Below are 18,624 nucleotides of genomic sequence, written 5' to 3' on the forward strand. Positions count from 1 at the left end.
CCCGAGCCGGCCGCACCGAGAGGTTGCCCCGTTTGTCTATTGAGGTGCGCCCAGGTCGTCCAGGGCCTTGGTGGCTCCGCGGTGGACCGGGACCGGGTCGGTGGATCGGGCGGTGGTCAGGCTGATCTCCTTGGCGGCCGCGTTGGCCTGTTCGAGCTGGGTCTTGCGATCGAAGAGCGTCTTGGTGAGCACGCAGGCCACGTCCGGGTCGAGGTCTTCGCGGACCAGCAGCACGTTCGGCACCACGATCGTCGTCACGTCGGCCGGTGTCTTGTAGGTGGCGGCCGGGATGGTGCCCTCGGCGTACACCTCGTTGATCTTCTGCATCTCCGGCAGCAGCGGGGTGATGTCGAGGAACTCGACCTTGTCCGCCGATGTGGTGAGCAGGTCGGTGATGCCCGGCGTGGGCAGGCCGCCGGACCAGAACAGGGCATCGATCGTGCCGTCCTTGACCCCGTCGACGGTTTTTGCGAGGTCGAGCTTCTGCGCGCTCACGTCCGCTGCGGGGTCGAGCCCGGCGGCGGTCAGGATCCGGTTCGCGATCACCTCGGTGCCGGACTTCGGCGAGCCGGTGGAGACCCGCTTGCCCTTCATCCCGGCGACGTCGGTGATGCCGGCGGCCTTCCGGACGATCACCTGGGTGTAGTTGGTGTGGATCCGGGCCAGCGCCGCGACCGGCTGCTTGCTGGTGAAGCTGCCGGTGCCGTTCACCGCGTTCGCGGCCGTGTCGGCGAGTGAGAACGCCACGTCGTAGGTACCGGCGACGAGCTGCTGGATGTTCTGCACCGAGGCGCCGGTCTCCGAGGCGGTCGCCTGCACGGTGCCGCCCGCCGCGTTGATCTGCTCGGCGTACGCGTTACCGAGCGCGAAGTACACACCCGTGGCATTGCCCGTCGCGATGCCGATCCGGGTGGACTGGCCGACCTCGCAGGTGACATCACCACCGGTGTCGGTGGCCGCGCTGTCCTGCCGGCCACCACAGGCGGAGACACCCGCCGCCAGGACGGCGATCGATGCGATGCTCAGGATCCTTCTCATGCGCTCCTCCGGGAAGACGAATCGGAAATATCAGAAGTGTCGGATGTAGCGACGGGATCGGCCGGCCCCGAGCGGCCGAGCACCGCCAGCACCACGGCCACCGCCAGCGCTCCCATGCCCAGCCCCACCGCGACCGGCTCCAGGTACAGCAGCAACAACCCCGCCACCGCGGCCAGCACCCGGGACGCCACCCCGGCCGGCCCCACCCCGAGCACCCAGCCCCCGGTGGCAACGGCCAGGCCGAGTACGGCGAGCGCGGCGACCGCCGTCGTCCACAGCACCCCGGCGATCGATCCGCGCGCGAGGAGGTGCTCGCCGTTGTCGGTCAGCACGAACGCGATCGGGGCGAGGAACGCCGGCAGCGCGTACTTGAGCGCCTGCCACATCGTCGGGATGGCGCGGCCACCGGTGATCGCGCTGGCGCCCACCGCGGCCAGCGCCGTCGGCGGGGTGACCTCGGAGAGCACCGAGTAGTAGAAGACGAACATGGCTGCGGCCGGCGCCGGCACACCGAGCGTCAGCAGCGCCGGCCCGATGATCACCCAGCCGATGATGAAGCTGGCGGTGACCGGCACGGCCAGCCCGAGCAGCGCCAGGGCGATCGCCGCCAGCACCACGGTCAGCCCGAGCACCACTGTCGGGTTGTCGCTGACCGCCTGCGCCGCGTTGACCAGCAACGACGCCAGTTGTGCGCCGAGCCCGGTCTTCGTGGTGGTCGCCGTGATGATGCCGGCGGCGGCGCAGACCGCCACGACGGGCAGCACACCGCGTACCCCTGCGGCGAGGGCCTCGAACGCCCGGCGCGGGGTGAGCCAGGTCCGCCGGTCCAGGAAGGACAGCGCCGCGGCGAGCACTGTCGCGTAGACCACCGAACGGGTCGCCGACTCACCGAGCGCGAGCAGCACCACGATCAGCACGAGCGACGAGAAGTGGTACCCGAAGCGGCCGAGCAGCCGCCATGAGGAAGCAGACGCGACAGCAACGGGCCGCACCCCGAACCGCCGCACGTCGATCTCGACGGCGAGCAGGATGCCCAGGTAGTACAGGACCGTCGGGATCATCGCCCAGCCGAGCACCGTCAGGTACGAGACGTTCAGATATTCGGCCACGATGAACGCGGCCGCCCCGAGCGTCGGCGGTGACAGGATCGCGCCGACCCCGGCCGCGGCCAGCATTCCGCCGGCCTGCTCACGGGGGTACCCGGCTTTGCGCAGCATCGGCCAGGTGACCGCTCCGACGCTGACCGCGGTGGCCGTACCCGATCCGGAGACCGTGCCGAGCAGGAAGCCGGCGGCTACCGCGGTGCGTCCCGCCGCGCTGCGTGACCTGCGGAAAGCGGCGACCGACAGGTCGACGAAGAATCGGCTCGCGCCGGAGAGGTCGAGCACCGCGCCGTAGATCGTGAACAGCACGATGTAAGTCGCCGCCACGTCCAGCGGCGTGCCGTAGAAGCCACTGCCCGAGTTGTAGAGCGCGTCGATGATCTGCGCGAAGTCCAGCCCGGCATGCGCGACGGCCCAGTGCTGGGGCAGCAGGCCGCCGTAATACGCGTACCCAAGGAAGATCGCGCAGACGACGGGGAGTGCCCACCCGGTGGTCCGGCGGCAGGCCTCGACGACGAGAAGGAGGAGAACGGCGCCGAAGGCGACGTCGACGGGTTCGAGCAGCCCCTGCCGGTCGAGGAAGGCGTTGTACCCGCCGGCGACCGGATTCACCGGATAAAGGCAAACGATCAAAGTCAGCCCAGCCAGGACCAGGTCGATCCAGGTGGGGCCACTTCCTCTTTTCGCACATCCCGATGGGTACGCGAGAAAGACGAGCGGAAGCGTGCCGGCCAGAAAAATGATCAGGTAGAACTGGCTCCCCTGGGCGAGCGGGCGGAACACCTGGGCGAGCACGAGCACTGCGACACCGAAGGCGACGATCGAGACGAAGGCGCCGAACCGGCCGGTCAGCGCGCGGGCGGGCCGCTCCTCCTCGTCGTAATGAACCTCAATAGATCGATCAACGCCCATGAAACGGACAGTACTATGTCCGCTCTTCTCGGTAACATCCGTTTACCGACCGGGTGACAGGTCAACGGCCGATGTCGAACCTCCGGACCGCGCCGGTCAGTTCGTCGGCCATTCCGGCGAGCTCGTGCGCCGCTGTCCGGGAACCCGCCAGCCCCGACGTGGTCGCCTGCGCGGCGTCCGCCACCTCGCTGATGTTGCGAGCGATCTCCTCGGCGCCGCCGGCCGCCTCGGTGACGCTGCGGCTGATCTCGCCGGCCGTGGCGGTCTGCTCCTCGACGGCGGACGCGATCGTGGTCTGGTAATCGCTGATCCGCACGATCACATCGGAGATCCGTTCGATCGCGGCGACCGCACTCGACGTGTCGCCCTGGATCTCCTGGACCCGCTGGCTGATCGTCTCGGTCGCCTTCGCGGTCTCCTGTGCCAGCTCCTTCACCTCACCGGCCACCACGGCGAACCCCTTGCCCAGCTCACCCGCGCGGGCCGCCTCGATCGTCGCGTTCAGTGCGAGCAGGTTGGTCTGCTCGGCGATCTGGTTGATCACCTTGACGATGTTGCCGATCTCGTTCGACGACTCACCCAGCTTCGCCACGATGCCGCTGGTCTCCTGGGCCACCGAGACGGCCTCACTGGCGACACCGGCGGCGTCCGAGGCGTTCGTGGCGATCTCCCGGATCGACACGCCCATCTCCTCGGCGGCCGCGCTCAGCGTGTTCACGTGCCGCGCCACGTCCTCGGCGGCCTGCTGCGCGGCGGCCGCCCGGTCCGACGCCGTCGCCGCCCCGCCGGCCAGGTTGTCGTTCACCGCGTTCAGGTTCCGGGACGAGTCGAGGACGGTCGCGGCGCTCCCGTTGATCACCGTGACGGCGTCCCGCATGCTCGTGGTCGCCTGGCGCAGCGCCGCGGCCATCTGGCCCACCTCGTCGCGGCTGTGCACGTCGGCGTCCCGGGTGAGGTCACCGGCCGCTACCGCCTTGAGGACTTCGGTCACCTTGCGTACCGGTCCGACCAGCGCGCGTACCGCGAGCACCGCGACGCCGAGGCCGATCAGCAGGCCGAGCACGCCGATCACGAGAACCTGGGTGGTCACCGAGCCCTTCGCGTCGGAGACCTCCTGGATGGCGGCGACCGCCTGCTCGGCGTGCTCGGTCTCCAGGGTCGCGAACTGTTCGTCGACGGCGGTGAAGACCGTGGTCCCCTCGTTCCAGCCGGTCCAGAACCCGGGCAGGTTGTTCGCGCTCGCGGCCGGAAGCATCACGTCGTCGCGGAGCTGGAGGAACTTCTCGTAGTTGGCCCGCAGCTCGGTGTTCAGCTGTGCGTCGGCGGCCAGCGGCGTGTAGTCGTCCCAGGTCGCCGCGACCTTGTCGTCCAGCTCAGCCACCTGCGCGGTGATCTTCTCCCGGAACGCGGCGCCGGACATGAAGTAGTTCAGCGTGAACATCCGGGTGCGCAGAACGTCCTGATGCAGGCTGGCGAGCAGCTGGATCGGCGTCACCCCGTGCTCGTACACGACCTTGGACTTGGTCTCGACGGTCCGCAACCCACCCACGGCGATACCGATGACCGCGGCGCAGGCGATCGCAACGGCCACGACCGAAGTGAGCACTTTGACAGCCATCGGCAGGTCGGCAAGACGCTGCCACGGCGAGCGAGACATGTTCCGGTCCCTTTCCTGGCAGCCACTCCTCCCCCACCCCCTCATTCGGCACCCGCGACGCGTCACTGAGCCCCAGTGGCGACGGCTTTCTCACGCGATCTTGTTGATTTCCACAAATACGTTGCCACTCAACTCGACAAGATCGACGGCGCTTTTTCGATCTTGTCGAGTTCTCCGCAAACGGTTCGGGGAAGTCGACAAGATCGGGAGGTGGCGACGATGCGCGGACCACCACTCACGCCCGCTTTCCCAGACCTTGTGCAGTGGGGCCGTCCTGTCGGCCGCAAGCTCACTGGATCGGGGAAGGCGGGCGTGGTGCCACCGGGCTCGTCGGCCTTGAATTACTGCTCGATCGCGGTGTAGCGGGGCAGGACGGTGATGGCGTCGATCGCCAGGAGCTGGTTGTCGACGGTGCTGAGGCGGGTGCGGGTGTCCGCGGGGACGTGGACCGGGGAGCCCGCGGCCAGGGGCAGCAGGTGGAGGGTGACCTCGGCGCTGGGGTGGTACCCCACGTCGGTGAGGTTGACCAGCCAGCGGGAGCCGTCCCAGAAGCGGTCGGTCACGGTACGCCCGTCGACGCGCAGCTCGCCGATGTCGCCGGCCCAGTCGATGCGCAGCAGCGCGTCGGCCGAGGGTTCGGCGGCCCAGGACGGCAGGGTCAGGCGGTACACCGCGGCCAGCTCGTCGAAGACGTCCGGGGCGGGTGCGGACGGGCGGCCGTCGTGCTTGCCGTAACTGTTCGGGACCGCCGTGGCCGCGGGGCGTACCAGCTCGGCGGTCACCACGCGCGAGACCGAAACGGCCACCGGCGCCGACGATGCCGGCGAGGACGAAGACGACGGGAGCACGTCCAGGTCACCGAACGCCCGGACGGCCGGGTCGTACACCCGTACCCTCGGGGTCTCCGCGGCCTTGACCCGCACCTTGCCGGAAGCGTCCCACTGGAGCTCGTCGGCGGAGAGGAGCAGGCGGCGGGCCGGCTGCTCGGCCACCCACGCGGATCCGGCCGTCCCGGCCGGGAGGACGAGTACGTCGAGAGATCCGAAACGGACAGGGGTGAAACCCGGCTCGACGATCACGGGTGCTGAGCCGGACAGCGCGATCTCCACCGGGATGCCGGCCTCGGCGATCAGCACCAGCGTCGGGACGGCGCCGGGCAGCAGGGTGAGCGCGGTCGCGGTGGCCCAGGCGATCCGGGTGTCACCGACGGCCAGGTTGACCGGCCAGCGGGCGAGGGTGCCGGACGGGATGTCGATGGGCTTCGACGGGAACTCGATGACCTCTCCGCCGTCCAGTTCGACCCGGAAGCGGGCCTGCTCATAACCGGACAGCGGGAAGTGCGGCTGGTGCCAGGCCACGAAGAGAAAGCCGGACCGGCCGTCGCTGCGCAGCGCCCAGCGCAGGGTCTCGCCGTCCTCGACGCCGGTGGGGCGGACCTCGGGCAGGCTGGACGGCATCTCGGCGAGCCGGTCGCCGAATGCGGCGAGGAACGCGTGCTGGCGGCGCAGCTCGGCGTGGCTGCCGGCCAGCACCCCGGCCTCGCCGATCGGCGCGTGGAAGTCGTATCCGAGGCGCGGGATGTCGTTGGGGTACCCGGTCGCGTGTGACTCCTGCATGCCGTGCTCGCCAGGCGGGTTGGTGCCGCCGGTGTACATGTAGTAGCCCTGCCAGGCCGACCCGTTGCCGATCTTGCAGTGCGCGATGGCGGCGACGTCGAGCGCCTCCGGGCGCGGCCGCCGGTGGTACGCCGTCGCCATCCCACCGGCCAGCTCGCAGGTCGCGGCCGGGAAGAGCTCCGACGGGGTACGCGGGCCGCCGGAAGCCGCCTCGATCGCCTGCGCCCGCCGGACGTCGGCACCGATGCCCGCGTCGTCCCAGACGTGCGAGAAGAAGTAGTGGTCCCGGAACGTGGGATCCCAGGGCGCATCGGCGTCCACCCAGAAGCCGTCGCCGTAACCGCCGTACAGCGGCAGCACCTCGGTCTCCGGCAGGTCGGCGCCGCCCCACGCGGTGGCCGTCCAGATCGGCGCGCTCATCCCGGCCTCACGGGCCATCCGCTTGAGCGTCACAAGGTGTTGTGGCTGGTCGTAGAGCTCGTTCTCCAGCTGGATGCCGAGAACCGTGCCGGTCGCCGAAGCCCGGCCGCCGAGAGCGGCACCGATCTGGCCGAACCACTCGCGGACCATCTCCAGGTACGCCGGGTCGTCGGTACGGTGCCGGACCGGCGCCTGCTGCACCCAGTCCGGGAAGCCGCCGTTGCGGCTCTCGCCGTGCACCCAGGGGCCGATCCGCAGCACCACGTCGAGTCCGGTCTCGATCGCCAGGTCGACGAACGCGGCCACGTCCAGGTCGCCCTCGAAGCTGACCTGGTCACGGTGCTCGGCGTGGTGCAGCCAGAAGATGTAACTGGCCACCACGGTCACGCCGCCGGCCTTCATCTGGCGCAGGCGCTCGGCCCAGCGGGCCCGCGGAATCCGGCTGTAGTGCACCTCGCCGGAGACCGGGATCAACGGCACGCCGTCGCGGGACAGGTAGCGGTTCGTCAGCGCGAGACCGGGTCGCACGTCGTCCTCGTTGGCCATCCGCGGCCGGCTCAGCGGCGTCGTCCAAGCCTGGTGGCGGACGGAGAGCGGCTCGGGCCACCTCGTTGATTCAGTGGTCACGAGAACCCCTCCTCGAAATTTGACTGTAACCGGTCACAGCCCGGCGAGCCCGAACCATACACAGCCTCGACAGGTTAAAAGCAAGGGCTTGACACATGGCCGTAACACCAGCACTGTAACCGGTCACAGGCTCCTTACCGAGACGCTCACCACTCGGACGGACCCGTCAACGGCTTCCCGTTCCCGGCCAAGCCGATCAAGGAGGATCGATGAAGACCAAATACGCCCCGCTCATGGCGGCTCTGACCGCAGCGGCTTTGTTCACCGGCACCGCCTGCAGCAGCTCCGACTCCTCGGAGGAGGTCAACCCCGACGAGAAGGTCGCGCTGACCTACTGGACCTGGACCCCGAACATGGAGAAGGTGGTCGCGGCCTGGAACTCCGCGAACCCCAACATCCAGGTCACGGTCAACAAGCAGGACGGCGGCGACCCGGCCGTCACCAAGCTGCTGACGGCGATCAAGGCCGGCAGCGGCGCGCCGGACATCATGCAGGCCGAGTACCAGAAGATCCCCACCCTGGTGTCGTCGGACGCGATCGCCGACATCGCCGGCGAGGTCGGCTCGCTCAAGGACAAGTTCCCGGAGGGTTCCTGGAACGGCGTCACGCTCGGCTCGGAGGCCGTCTACGGCGTCCCGCAGGACTCCGGTCCTCTGATGTTCTTCTACCGCTCGGATGTTTTCGAGAAGAACGGCCTCACCGCTCCCAAGACCTGGGACGACTACGCGGCCGCCGCCGAGAAGATCCACAAGGTGGATGCGAAGCAGTACATCGGCACCTTCTCCGCCACTGACGCGGGCCTCTTCACCGGCCTCGCCCAGCAGGCCGGCGCCTCCTGGTGGGGTGTGAACGGCGACGCCTGGAGCGTCAACATCAACGACGCCGCCACCCAGAAGGTCGCCTCGTACTGGGGTGGCCTGGTCGAGAAGGGCGTCGTCGACAACAAGCCGATGTACACCCCGGAGTGGAACGCCGCTCTGAACGACGGCACCCAGGTCGGCTGGGTCAGCGCCGTGTGGGCGCCGGGCGTGCTCGAGGGCAGCGCCAAGGACACCAAGGGCAAGTGGAAAGCGGCCCCGATGCCGCAGTGGGACGCCGCCAGCCCGGCGACCGGCAACTGGGGTGGTTCCGCCACGAGCGTGACGACCCAGACCAAGCACAAGGCGCAGGCCGCGAAGTTCATCTCGTGGCTCAACAGCGACCCCGCCGCGCTGAAGCTGCTCGCCACCGACGCGAACATCTACCCGGCCGCGAACGACGCCACCAGCGTCCTGACCACGCCGCCGGCGTTCTTCTCGGACCAGGCGGACTACTACACGATCGCCGCCGAGGCCGCGAAGGCCACCAAGCCGTTCACCTACGGCCCGAACGTCAACGTCGCGTACAGCGCGTTCAACGACGCCTTCGGCAAGGCCGCCGAGTCGAAGAAGGCCGCCGCCTTCACCGAGTCGCTCGCGACCATCCAGAAGACCACTGTCGACGACCTGAAGAACACCGGCTTCAACGTCGCCGGATGATCTGGGCGCCCGGGCAGGATCGTCCTGCCCGGGCCTCGTGGAGAAAGGTTCGGCGATGTCGCTGATCATTGACAAGCCTGCCGCGCGAGCGCGTCAGGTCCCGGTAAAGGCCGCCAAGCGCACCACCAAGCGCTCCGGCACCCCGTACGCCTTCCTCGCCCCGGCGATGATCCTCTTTGCGCTCTTCCTCGCCGCGCCGATCTTCTACGCCGGTTACCTGAGCCTGCGCAAGGTACAGGTCAGCGGGCTGGGGCTGGGTGCTGCGTCCCGGACCGAGGTGTGGGCCGGGCTGAGCAACTACGCCCGCTCGCTCACCGATCCGGACTTCCTGCCGAGTGTGCTGCGCGTCGGGGCGTACGGCCTGATCGTCGTGCCCACGATGCTCGGCCTGGCCCTGCTCATGGCGCTGCTGCTGGACGCCGCCCGCACCCGGGAATCGATCAGCAAGTTCGCCCGCATTTCGATCTTCCTTCCGTACGCGGTGCCGGCCGTTGTCGCCTCGCTGCTCTGGGGCTTCCTCTATCTGCCTCGGGTCAGCCCGATCACCGATCTGTTCGAGGCGGTCGGCATCACCGCGCCGAACCTGCTCTCCAGCGACCTGACGCTGTGGGCGGTGGCGAACATCGCGATCTGGGGCGGCACCGGCTTCAACATGATCGTCATCTACACCGCGCTGCGGGCCGTCCCGACCAGCCTGTACGAGTCGGCCCGGATCGACGGCGCGTCGGACTTCACCATCGCGTGGCGCATCAAGATCCCGATCGTGATGCCCTCGCTGGTCATGACGTTCGTTTTCTCGCTGATCGCCACGCTCCAGGTCTTCGCCGAGCCGATGACCCTGCGGCCACTCGCCAACACGATCTCCACGACGTGGACGCCGCTCATGAAGGTGTACCGGGACGCCTTCACCCGCAACGACATCCATGCGGCCGCCGCCACCTCGGTGATCATCGCGCTCGCCACGTTCATCCTGTCCTTCGGCTTCCTGAAGCTCGTCGGCCGGCGCGCGTTCAACCAGGAAGACTGACCATGACAACCGTTACCGCATCACGGCAAAGAAGAAGCACACTCGCGACCACCCTGCTGATCCTCGGCGCCGCTTACTGCCTGCTCCCCGTTCTCTGGGTGCTGATCGCCTCCAGCAAGAGCGCCGGCGAGCTGTTCTCGACGTTCACCCTCGCCCCCAGCACCCACCTGTGGGACAACATCGTCGACCTGAACAACTACCGCGACGGCCTGTACTGGCGGTGGATGGCGAACACCGTCCTGTACGCCGGTGTCGGCGCCGCCGCCTCGACGCTGATCTCCGCGATGGCCGGGTTCGCGCTCGCCAAGTTCGATTTCCGGGGCAAGAGCTTCGTCTTCAACGTGATCCTCGCCGGCGTCCTGGTGCCCGGCGTCATCCTGGCCATCCCGCAGTACCTGCTGCTGGCGAAGGTCGGCATGACCAACACGTACTGGGCGGTGCTGCTGCCCAGCTTCATCAGCCCGTACGGCATCTACCTGGCCCGGATCTTCGCGGCCGCGTCGGTGCCGACCGAGATCCTGGAGGCGTCCCGCATCGACGGGGCCGGCGACTGGCGCACGTTCGTCAAGGTGGTCCTGCCGATGATGCGTACCGGCCTGGTGACCGTCTTCCTGTTCCAGTTCGTGGCGGTCTGGAACAACTTCATGCTGCCGTACATCATGCTCGGCGACGACAAGCTGTACCCGATCACGGTCGGCCTCAACGGGCTGCTCAACCAGGGCGCCAACCAACCGGCCATGTACACGTCGGTGGTCACCGGCGCGCTGCTCTCGATCGTCCCGTTGATCGCGCTGTTCCTGGCGCTGCAGCGGTACTGGCAGGTCGACCTGGCCGCCGGCGGGGTCAAGGCGTAGCTATGATCCCGAACGTGCAGTCGCGTAAACGCCCCACCATCCGCGATGTCGCTCGCGAGGCCGGGGTGTCCTATGCGACGGTGTCGAGGGTTCTCAACGGCCGCGACTGGGTGAGCCCGGAAGCCGTCCGCGCGGTGAACGACGCCATCACGCGGACCGGGTACACGACCAACCAGCACGCACGCTCCCTCGCCACCGGACGGTCCGGCTCGATCGCGTTCCTGCTCACCGAGCCGCAGCACCTGCTCTTCGAGGACCCGAACTTCTCGGTGCTGCTGCGCGGGGTGGCCAAGGCCCTCTCCGACCGGGAACTGACGCTGATCCTGATGATCGCGTCGACGCCCGAGGAGCGGAACCGGACCATCACGTTCCTCTCCGGCGGCCACGTCGACGGGGTGCTGCTGGTCTCCCCGCACTCCGGCGACCCGCTGCTCAAGCAGCTGGTTCAGGCTGAGGTGCCGATCGTGGCGTGCGGGCAGGTGCTCGGCTTCGAGGACACGATCAGCTCGGTCTCGGCGGACGACTGGGGTGGCGCCCGCAGCGCGGTGGAGCACCTGCTCTCCGCCGGGTGCCGCCGGATCGCCACGATCACCGGGCCGCAGGACACGTTCGGCGGGGTGTTCCGGCTACGCGGTTACTCCGACGCGCTGACCTCGGCGGGCATCGAGATCGACCCGGCGCTGATCGTGCACGGGGACTGGAGCCGGGAGAGCGGTGCGGCCGGGATGCGTACCCTGCTCGATCGTCTCCCGGACGTGGACGCGGTGTTCGCCGCGTCCGACGCGATGGCGTCGGCGACCCTGCCGGTGCTGCGCGAGCACGGCCGGGACGTTCCCGGCGACGTCCGGATCGTCGGCTTCGACGACTCCGGGCTGGCGGCCACCACCGAGCCGCCGCTCACGACCGTTCGGCATCCGCTGGAACGGATCAGCGAGGAAATGGTCCGGCTGCTCACCGATGTGATCGCCGGCCGTACCCCGCTCTCGATCACCGTGCCGACCAGCTTGGTGATCCGCTCCTCCTCACCCGCCTGAGAGTTCTTTCTCAGGCTCCCGGCGGGGCCGGCCTCGGTTTCCCCCCATGTACCGAGGTCGGCTCCGCGAAACACAGCACCACACCGCACGGAACCACGCACCCCCATTTCGCCCCTTTTGTCCACAAAGGAGTGTCATGAGATCCGTCCTCGCGATCGTCGCAGCCCTTGCGGTGGTCCTCACCCCCGTCCCCGCGTCAGCGCACGGCTCCGGCAAAGGCCCGGAACTCACCATGCGCGGCGCCGACGTCTCCACCCTCCCCCGCTCCCTGGAACTCGGCGCGAAGTTCTACGACTTCCGCGGCCGGCGCGACAACGTCTACGACATCCTGAAGCAGGCCGGCGTGAACTACGCCCGGCTGCGCATCTGGAACGATCCGACCAGCGGGTACTCCAACAAGGAGCAGGTGCTCAAGCAGGCGAAGGCGATCAAGGCCAAGGGCCTGAAGCTGCTGATCGACTTCCACTACTCGGACACCTGGGCCGACCCGGGCAAGCAGTTCACCCCGGCCGCATGGGAGGGCCACGACCTCCCGCAGCTGCAGAAGGACGTCTACGACTACACCTACGACGTCTGCACGTCGCTGAAGCGGCAGGGCACCACGCCGGACAGCGTGCAGGTCGGCAACGAGATCAACGTCGGCATGCTGTGGCCCGTCGGATACGTCGCCAACAGCGACTTCGGGCCGGTGGCAAGCCTGCTCAACGCCGGTTATGACGCCACCAAGGCCTGCAACAGGAAGACCCAGGTCCTGGTGCACACCGCCAACGCCGGCAACATCGACGCCGCCCACTGGTTCTACGACGGCATCACCGCCGCCGGCGCGAAGTGGGACATCACCGCGCTCTCCTACTACTGCATGTGGCACGGCAGCCTGGACAACCTGGCGACCGTGATCACCGACGTGAAGTCCCGGTACGCCAAGCCGGTCGTCATCGCCGAGACCGCGTATCCCTACACCACCGAGAACTACGACCACCTGGAGAACATCATCCTGTCGCCGGCACCGTGCGACGGCATCCCGGCCACCCCCCAGGGCCAGGCCCAGGAGTTCTCCGCTGTTCAGGACACCGCCCGCACCGCCGGGGCGCTCGGCGTCTTCTACTGGGAGCCGACCTGGACCGCTGTCGACGGCAACGGCTGGGACACCGAGGACATCGAGAACTCGGGCAACGCCTGGGAGAACATGGCGACCTTCGACGACAACGGCCGCATCAACCCGTACATCCGCTGGGAGAAGTGATGCGCGCTCTGAAAGGTCTCCTCCTCACTGCCGCGCTCGTGATCGGCATCGCGATCAACCCCGCGGCCGCGCACGCCGCATCACTCACGATGCTCGGCGCTGACGTCTCCTCCCTGCAGCGCAGCCTCGACCTCGGCGCGAAGTACTACAAGAACGGCACCGCCACCGACCCGTACGACATCCTCAAGGGCGCCGGCGCCAACTACATGCGGCTGCGCGTGTGGAACAACCCGGTGAGCGGATACAACAACAAGGCCAAGGTTCTCCAGCAGGCGAAAGCGATCAAGGCCAAGGGCCTGAAGCTCCTGATCGACTTCCACTACTCGGACACCTGGGCCGACCCGGGCAAGCAGTACCCGCCGGTGGCCTGGGCCTCGCACTCGCTCACCCAGCTGCAGACCGACGTCTACAACTACACCTACGACGTCTGCACCTCACTCAAGGCACAGGGCACCACGCCGGACAGCGTGCAGATCGGCAACGAGATCAACGTCGGCATGCTGTGGCCCCGCGGACAGATCGTGAGCAGCAACTTCACGCCGCTCGCGTCGCTGCTGAAGCAGGGTTACAACGCCACCAAGGCCTGCAACAGCTCCACCCAGGTCATGATCCACACGGCGAACTCGGACAGCCTCACGAACGCCCGCTGGTTCTACGACGGCATCAAGGCGGCCGGCGTGACGTGGGACATCACCGCGCTCTCCTATTACTGCATGTGGCACGGGACGCTCGCGAACCTCTACAACGTGATCACCGATCTGCGTACCCGGTACTCGAAGCCGGTCGTGGTCGCCGAGACCGCGTACCAATTCACCTCGGCCGACGCGGACAGCGAGAAGAACTCCATCCCGGGCACCGTGCTCTGCGACGGCCTCCCGTCCACCTTCGCGGGCCAGGCCCAGCAGTTCAGCTGGGTGCAGAACACCGCACGCAACGCCGGCGCCATCGGCGTCTTCTACTGGGAACCCACCTGGTATGCCATCAAGGGCAACGGCTGGGATCCCGCCAACATCAACGGCACCGGCGACGGCTGGGACAACATGGCCACCTTCGACTGGACCGGCAACGTCAACCCCAACCTCGCCTGGACCCCGTAACTCACCCTCTGATCGCCCGGTCCGGCTCCCCGCCGGACCGGGCACCTTTCTTGGGTACGCGTAAAGCGTCATTCGCCGGACTGAATGGCCTCGGCAATCCGCTTGATCCGGCCGAGCCGTGCGTCCCAGGCCGAGCCGACCGCGGTGAGCTGCGCGACCGCCCGCCCCAGCTGCGCCTCGTCGACCTCATACCGCCGCTCCCGCCCGGCCGCGGCCGAGCGGACCAGCCCGGCCCGGTCCAGCACCGCGAGGTGTTTCGCCACCGCCTGCCGGGTCACCGACATGTGCTGACTCAGCGAGGTGGCCGTGCCGTTGCCGCCGACGAGCAACAGGTCGAGCATCCGGCGCCGGGTCGGGTCACCGATCGCCGACCAGAGGTCGTCGTCGATCACGGGTGCACCGGGAGCGCCGTGGCGTACGGCGCCAGCCTCGGCAGGAAGTGTTCCCAGCCGGTGACGTGGTCGTTGAAGCACTGCTCCAGGACAGCCGCCTCCCAGCCGCGCTCCCGGAACCCGGTCTCGGTCATCCGCAGCAGCGTCCCGTCACCCTTGGCCGCCAGCTCGAACGTCACCAGCAGCGAGTTTCCGGCAGCCGCCACCTCACCAGGGCCGTGCGTCCACCGGAACTGGAACAACGCCGGCGGCTTCGCGTCGACGACGGTGAACCGCTCCACCTTGTCCCCGAACGAGATCTGCCCGGCCGAGCCCGGCACCACCTCGTAACTCGCCTCGTCCGGCCACCACCCCTTGAGATGCTCCGGACTGCTGACCACCTCGAAGACCACCTCGGGCGTCGCCTCGACGTAGATTTCCCGCTCGATCACACCGAACTCCATGACATCCTCCTGCAACCTTTGGTTGCGCATCACGTTAGCGGTCCTCGGCGCCGTCACGCAACCATAAGTTGCACATCCACGAACGTGGGCGCGATACGTTACGGTGCCGAGTCATGGTCAGCATCGATACGACAGGCACGGGCCAGGACTGGCAGCCCGCGGACCGGGGTTCGCGGCACCTGGACATGATCACGGCGTCCGCCATAGTGCTCACCGCCAACGCCATCATCCTGCTGGCGATCGCGGTGGTCGGCGTGCCGTTCATGCTCTTCTTCCTCGCCGACGAGACCGAGACCTGGCAGCACCTCTGGCCGCTGGTCGCCACCCTGACCGGCGCCCTGACCCTCGGCACCCTCAACGCGGTGGCGACGGTGAGGTTCGCCCGCCGCCCGTCCGACCCGCCGCGCATCGCCGACGGCGTGGCAGCCCTGGCGACAGCGGCAGGGGCAGCGGTACTACTGACGGCATCCCCCGGCGTGGCCCTGCTGGCAGCACCGTTCGCGCTGGTCAACATGGCGGCGGCATGGGTGCTGTTCCGAGCCGCCTACGCCCGGCCGACGGCGGTGGCCGAGGTGGCAGAGTTCCCCGACCACGTCCCCGCCTTCGACTTCGAAGCCGCCGTCGACCTCGGCAAGGACGCGGCCGTCGAAGAGCACTCGCCTGCCCCCGAGGAGAGCTCGTCGGCTTACGATGAGGGCTCGTCGGCTTACGATGAGGGCTCGTCGGCTTACGATGAGGGCTCGTCGGCTTACGATGAGGGCTCGTCGGCTTACGAAGATCTGGCCCCCGAAGTCCCGGCACCCGGAGTCCCGGCACCCAGCGCCCCGGCACCCGGCGATGCCCTGACCGCTGGCCGCTTCCACTCCGCGGCGGATGCCCGGCGGCGACTGCGGAGTCAGGCAGCGATGCTGACGCTGGCCGGCACCAGGCTCCCGAGCCGAGCCACCCGCCCCCGCCAACCACCCCGCGATCTTGAGCGATCCTCAACCCCCTGAGGTGCACCATCGCTCAAGATCGGCCTGCGGCGAACCCTCCAGCCGCTCAAGATCGGCCTGCGGCGGAACCGTCCAGCAAGCCGTACCGGGCCATCACCTCGGCCCGGCGGCGCTCATTCACCACTCGCACCCGGCGGGGCAGGAAGAACACGTCGATCAGGGTCCACACGCCACACCCGCCGAGGGTGAAGAGCATGGCCACCGAGCGGCCCGTGTCGCCCAGGTAGAACCGGTGGCCGCCCAGCAGGCCCGTCAGGCACCACAGGATGACCGTCACCTTCAGGTCCTTGTGCACCGAGGCCGCCTCCGACTCCGCGCGGAGCAGGCGGTACTTGATCGGGTCGCTCACCGGCGCAACGATAGCGATACGCGTACCCATGCGGGAGAGGCCGCCACCCGGGGAGGGTGACGGCCTCTCTCGAGGGTGAGTCAGACGGAGCTGGGCTCGTCAATCGGTGCCGGAGCCGCGGACGGCGCCGGGGAGGCGGGCGACGCCGGGGGCTTGCGCTCCAGGGCGGAACCTTCCACGTCGAGTTCTGGCAGCCAGCGCAACCACGCCGGCAGCCACCACGCGGACCGGCCGAGCAGCGCGAGCGCCGCCGGGACCAGGACCATCCGCACGATGAACGCGTCGAACGCGATGCCCACCGCCAGGGCGAACGCGATCGGTTTGATGGTGTCGTTGCCCTCGGGGACGAAGGCGGCGAAGACCGCGAACATGATGGTGGCGGCGGCTACCACGACCGGGGCGGCCTGGCGGAAACCGGTGACGATGGCGTCGCGGGGCGACGCGCCGTGGGCGTGGGCCTCGTGCATCCGGGCGACCAGGAAGACCTGGTAGTCCATCGCGAGGCCGAAGAGGATGCCGACGATGATGATCGGCGCGAGGCTGAGGATCGGGCCGGTGGAGCCGGCGTTCACCGCGTCGGCGGCCCAGCCCCACTGGAAGACCGCGACCGTGGCACCGAACGCGGCACCGATGGTGAGCAGGAAGCCGAGTACGCCGACCACCGGCACCAGGATCGAGCGGAAGACCAGCACCAACAGGACGAACGCGAGGCCGACGACGAGCGCGAGGTACACCGGGAGCGCGTCGTTGAGCTTCTGCGAGACGTCGATGCTGACCGCCGTGTTGCCGGTGACGTAGACCTCGGCGCCGTCAGCGTCCGGGACCGTGTCGCGGATGGCGTTGACCAGGTCGATCGTCTTCTGGTCCTCGGGACCGGACGCCGGGATGATCGTGATGAGGGCGGCGGACTGGTCCTGGCTCGGCTGGGCCGGGGTGGCGAGGGCGACGTCCGGCAGGGCCGCGACCTGCTTCTGCACGGTGGCCGCGTAGCTGACCGCGTTCGGTCCGTCGACCAGGACGAGCAGCGGGCTGCTCACGCCGGGGCCGAAGCGGCTGTCCATGATCGCCTGCGCCTTGGCCTGGGTGCTGCCTTCGGCGGCACGCTGGTTCAGCGTGGTCTGCATCGAGAAGAACGGGATGGCGATGATGGCGAGCACCGCGACGGCCAGGACCAGGCTGAGGGTGCGCTGCTTCGTGACGAAGTGCGCCCACCCCTTGATGAAGCCCCGCCCGTCGGGAAGGTCGGTACCGGCGACAACCCCGCGCTGCTTGCGCGGCAGGGCACGAACTCCGACGAAGCCGAGGATCGCCGGTACCAGCGTGATCGCCACCAGCACCGCGATCACGATCGTCGCGGCGGCGGCCAGGCCCATCTCGGTGAGGAACGGGATGCCGACGATCGACAGACCGGCCAGCGCGATCACGACGGTGAGGCCGGCCGTGACGACGGCGGAACCCGCGGAGCCGACGGCCATCGCGGCGGCCGGTTCGACATCCAGGCCGCGGCGCAGCTCGTGGCGGAACCGGGTGATGATGAACAGGGCGTAGTCGATGCCGACGGCCAGGCCCAGCATCACCGCCAGGATCGGGGTGGTGGACTGGAGGTCGACGAAGCCGGTCAGGGTGACGATGCCGGCCGCGCCGATGCCGACGCCGACGATCGCGGTCAGCAGGTTCATGCCGGCGGCGACCAGCGAGCCGTACGTCAGGGCCAGCACGAGCAGGGCCACGACGACACCGAGGATCTCCGAGGCGCCGCCGATGTCGGCCGGGTTGCTCAGAGCCTCACCGTCGGCCTCGACGGTCAACCCCAGTGACCGCGCCTGCTCGACCTTGGCGATGATGGATTCGCGCTGCTCGTCGGTGACCTCGGACGGCTGCACGCCGAACGTGATCGAGGCGTACGCGGCGCTCTGGTCCCGCGACACCGCCGGGTTGGCCTCGTCGAGGGGGTTGCTCACCCCGACGACACCGGGCACCGTGCCGAGGTCGGCGACCGCCTTGGCGATCTGCGCGGCGTTCTCCGGCGCGGTGACGGTCTCGCCGTCCGGCGCCTCGAACACCACCTGCACGGTGGCGCCGGCCGACGCCGCGCCGTACTTCTCGGTCATCAGGTCCAGGGCCTTCGTCGACTCCTGACCGGGAATGCTGAAGGTGTTGGCAGTGGTCCCGGAGAGAGTGGCCGCTCCGACCCCGACAGCCACCAGGGCCAGCAGCCACACCAGCGTGACGATGATCCTGTGGCGTACTGACGCCAGCCCGAGGCGATGCAACAACGTTGCCATGAGGGGATCCCTAAT

The 18,624-nt window shown here is 68.7% G+C and carries 15 protein-coding genes; 7 read left to right on the forward strand and 8 right to left on the reverse strand.

Annotated features, from left to right (window positions below; all coding sequences use genetic code 11):
• Window positions 1–36 precede the first annotated feature (36 nt).
• The 4 genes from ACQP2E_RS25670 to ACQP2E_RS25685 form a co-directional block, all read right to left on the reverse strand.
• The gene (locus tag ACQP2E_RS25670) at window positions 37–1,038 is read right to left on the reverse strand and encodes a TAXI family TRAP transporter solute-binding subunit (protein ID WP_433825493.1); all 1,002 of its coding nucleotides are present in this window, start codon (window positions 1,036–1,038) and stop codon (window positions 37–39) included.
• Window positions 1,035–3,053 (reverse strand): TRAP transporter permease, encoded by a 2,019-nt coding sequence (locus tag ACQP2E_RS25675; RefSeq protein WP_433825494.1) that lies wholly within the window; start codon window positions 3,051–3,053, stop codon window positions 1,035–1,037. The genes ACQP2E_RS25670 and ACQP2E_RS25675 overlap by 4 nt, the downstream gene beginning before the upstream one ends.
• 61 nt (window positions 3,054–3,114) lie before the next feature.
• Window positions 3,115–4,710 carry a methyl-accepting chemotaxis protein gene (locus ACQP2E_RS25680; protein WP_433825495.1) on the reverse strand — a complete coding sequence of 532 codons (1,596 nt, stop codon included), beginning with the start codon at window positions 4,708–4,710 and terminating at the stop codon, window positions 3,115–3,117.
• Between the two features lie 341 nt (window positions 4,711–5,051).
• A complete protein-coding gene (locus ACQP2E_RS25685) occupies window positions 5,052–7,373 on the reverse strand; it encodes a beta-galactosidase (RefSeq protein WP_433825496.1) in 2,322 nt (773 codons plus the stop codon).
• Between the two features lie 209 nt (window positions 7,374–7,582).
• Here ACQP2E_RS25685 and ACQP2E_RS25690 point away from each other — a divergent pair, with 209 nt between their 5' ends.
• The 6 genes from ACQP2E_RS25690 (at window position 7,583) to ACQP2E_RS25715 (ending at window position 14,145) form a co-directional block, all read left to right on the forward strand.
• Entirely contained in the window at window positions 7,583–8,890 is a 1,308-nt protein-coding gene (locus ACQP2E_RS25690; protein WP_433825497.1) for an ABC transporter substrate-binding protein, read from the forward strand.
• Window positions 8,891–8,945: 55 nt separating this feature from the next.
• On the forward strand, window positions 8,946–9,917 hold the full coding sequence (locus ACQP2E_RS25695) for a carbohydrate ABC transporter permease (RefSeq protein WP_433825498.1): 972 nt from the start codon (window positions 8,946–8,948) through the stop codon (window positions 9,915–9,917).
• Window positions 9,918–9,919: 2 nt separating this feature from the next.
• On the forward strand, window positions 9,920–10,771 hold the full coding sequence (locus ACQP2E_RS25700) for a carbohydrate ABC transporter permease (RefSeq protein ID WP_433825499.1): 852 nt from the start codon (window positions 9,920–9,922) through the stop codon (window positions 10,769–10,771).
• A 14-nt stretch (window positions 10,772–10,785) separates the two neighbouring features.
• The gene (locus ACQP2E_RS25705; RefSeq protein ID WP_433825500.1) at window positions 10,786–11,805 is read left to right on the forward strand and encodes a LacI family DNA-binding transcriptional regulator; all 1,020 of its coding nucleotides are present in this window, start codon (window positions 10,786–10,788) and stop codon (window positions 11,803–11,805) included.
• Between the two features lie 136 nt (window positions 11,806–11,941).
• Window positions 11,942–13,048, forward strand: coding sequence for a glycoside hydrolase family 53 protein (locus ACQP2E_RS25710; protein ID WP_433825501.1), 1,107 nt, complete (start codon window positions 11,942–11,944; stop codon window positions 13,046–13,048).
• Window positions 13,048–14,145, forward strand: coding sequence for a glycoside hydrolase family 53 protein (locus tag ACQP2E_RS25715; protein WP_433825502.1), 1,098 nt, complete (start codon window positions 13,048–13,050; stop codon window positions 14,143–14,145). Before ACQP2E_RS25710 ends, ACQP2E_RS25715 begins: the two co-directional genes overlap by 1 nt.
• 68 nt (window positions 14,146–14,213) lie before the next feature.
• Here ACQP2E_RS25715 and ACQP2E_RS25720 read toward each other — a convergent pair whose 3' ends face one another.
• Together ACQP2E_RS25720 and ACQP2E_RS25725 are read right to left on the reverse strand one after the other, a co-directional pair.
• Window positions 14,214–14,486 (reverse strand): ArsR/SmtB family transcription factor, encoded by a 273-nt coding sequence (locus tag ACQP2E_RS25720; RefSeq protein ID WP_433834052.1) that lies wholly within the window; start codon window positions 14,484–14,486, stop codon window positions 14,214–14,216.
• Between the two features lie 47 nt (window positions 14,487–14,533).
• Window positions 14,534–14,980: an SRPBCC domain-containing protein gene (locus tag ACQP2E_RS25725; protein ID WP_433825503.1), complete on the reverse strand. Its 447-nt coding sequence runs from the start codon at window positions 14,978–14,980 to the stop codon at window positions 14,534–14,536.
• A gap of 113 nt (window positions 14,981–15,093) precedes the next feature.
• Here ACQP2E_RS25725 and ACQP2E_RS25730 point away from each other — a divergent pair, with 113 nt between their 5' ends.
• The gene (locus tag ACQP2E_RS25730; protein WP_433825504.1) at window positions 15,094–15,975 is read left to right on the forward strand and encodes a hypothetical protein; all 882 of its coding nucleotides are present in this window, start codon (window positions 15,094–15,096) and stop codon (window positions 15,973–15,975) included.
• A 46-nt stretch (window positions 15,976–16,021) separates the two neighbouring features.
• Here the strand turns inward: ACQP2E_RS25730 and ACQP2E_RS25735 are convergent, their stop codons facing one another.
• Together ACQP2E_RS25735 and ACQP2E_RS25740 are read right to left on the reverse strand one after the other, a co-directional pair.
• On the reverse strand, window positions 16,022–16,324 hold the full coding sequence (locus tag ACQP2E_RS25735) for a TM2 domain-containing protein (protein ID WP_433825505.1): 303 nt from the start codon (window positions 16,322–16,324) through the stop codon (window positions 16,022–16,024).
• 80 nt (window positions 16,325–16,404) lie between these two features.
• Window positions 16,405–18,609 carry an MMPL family transporter gene (locus ACQP2E_RS25740; protein WP_433825506.1) on the reverse strand — a complete coding sequence of 735 codons (2,205 nt, stop codon included), beginning with the start codon at window positions 18,607–18,609 and terminating at the stop codon, window positions 16,405–16,407.
• Window positions 18,610–18,624 lie beyond the last annotated feature (15 nt).

Origin of the sequence: Actinoplanes sp. CA-015351, assembly GCF_050955685.1 — a bacterium.
Taxonomy (GTDB): Bacteria; Actinomycetota; Actinomycetes; order Mycobacteriales; family Micromonosporaceae; genus Actinoplanes.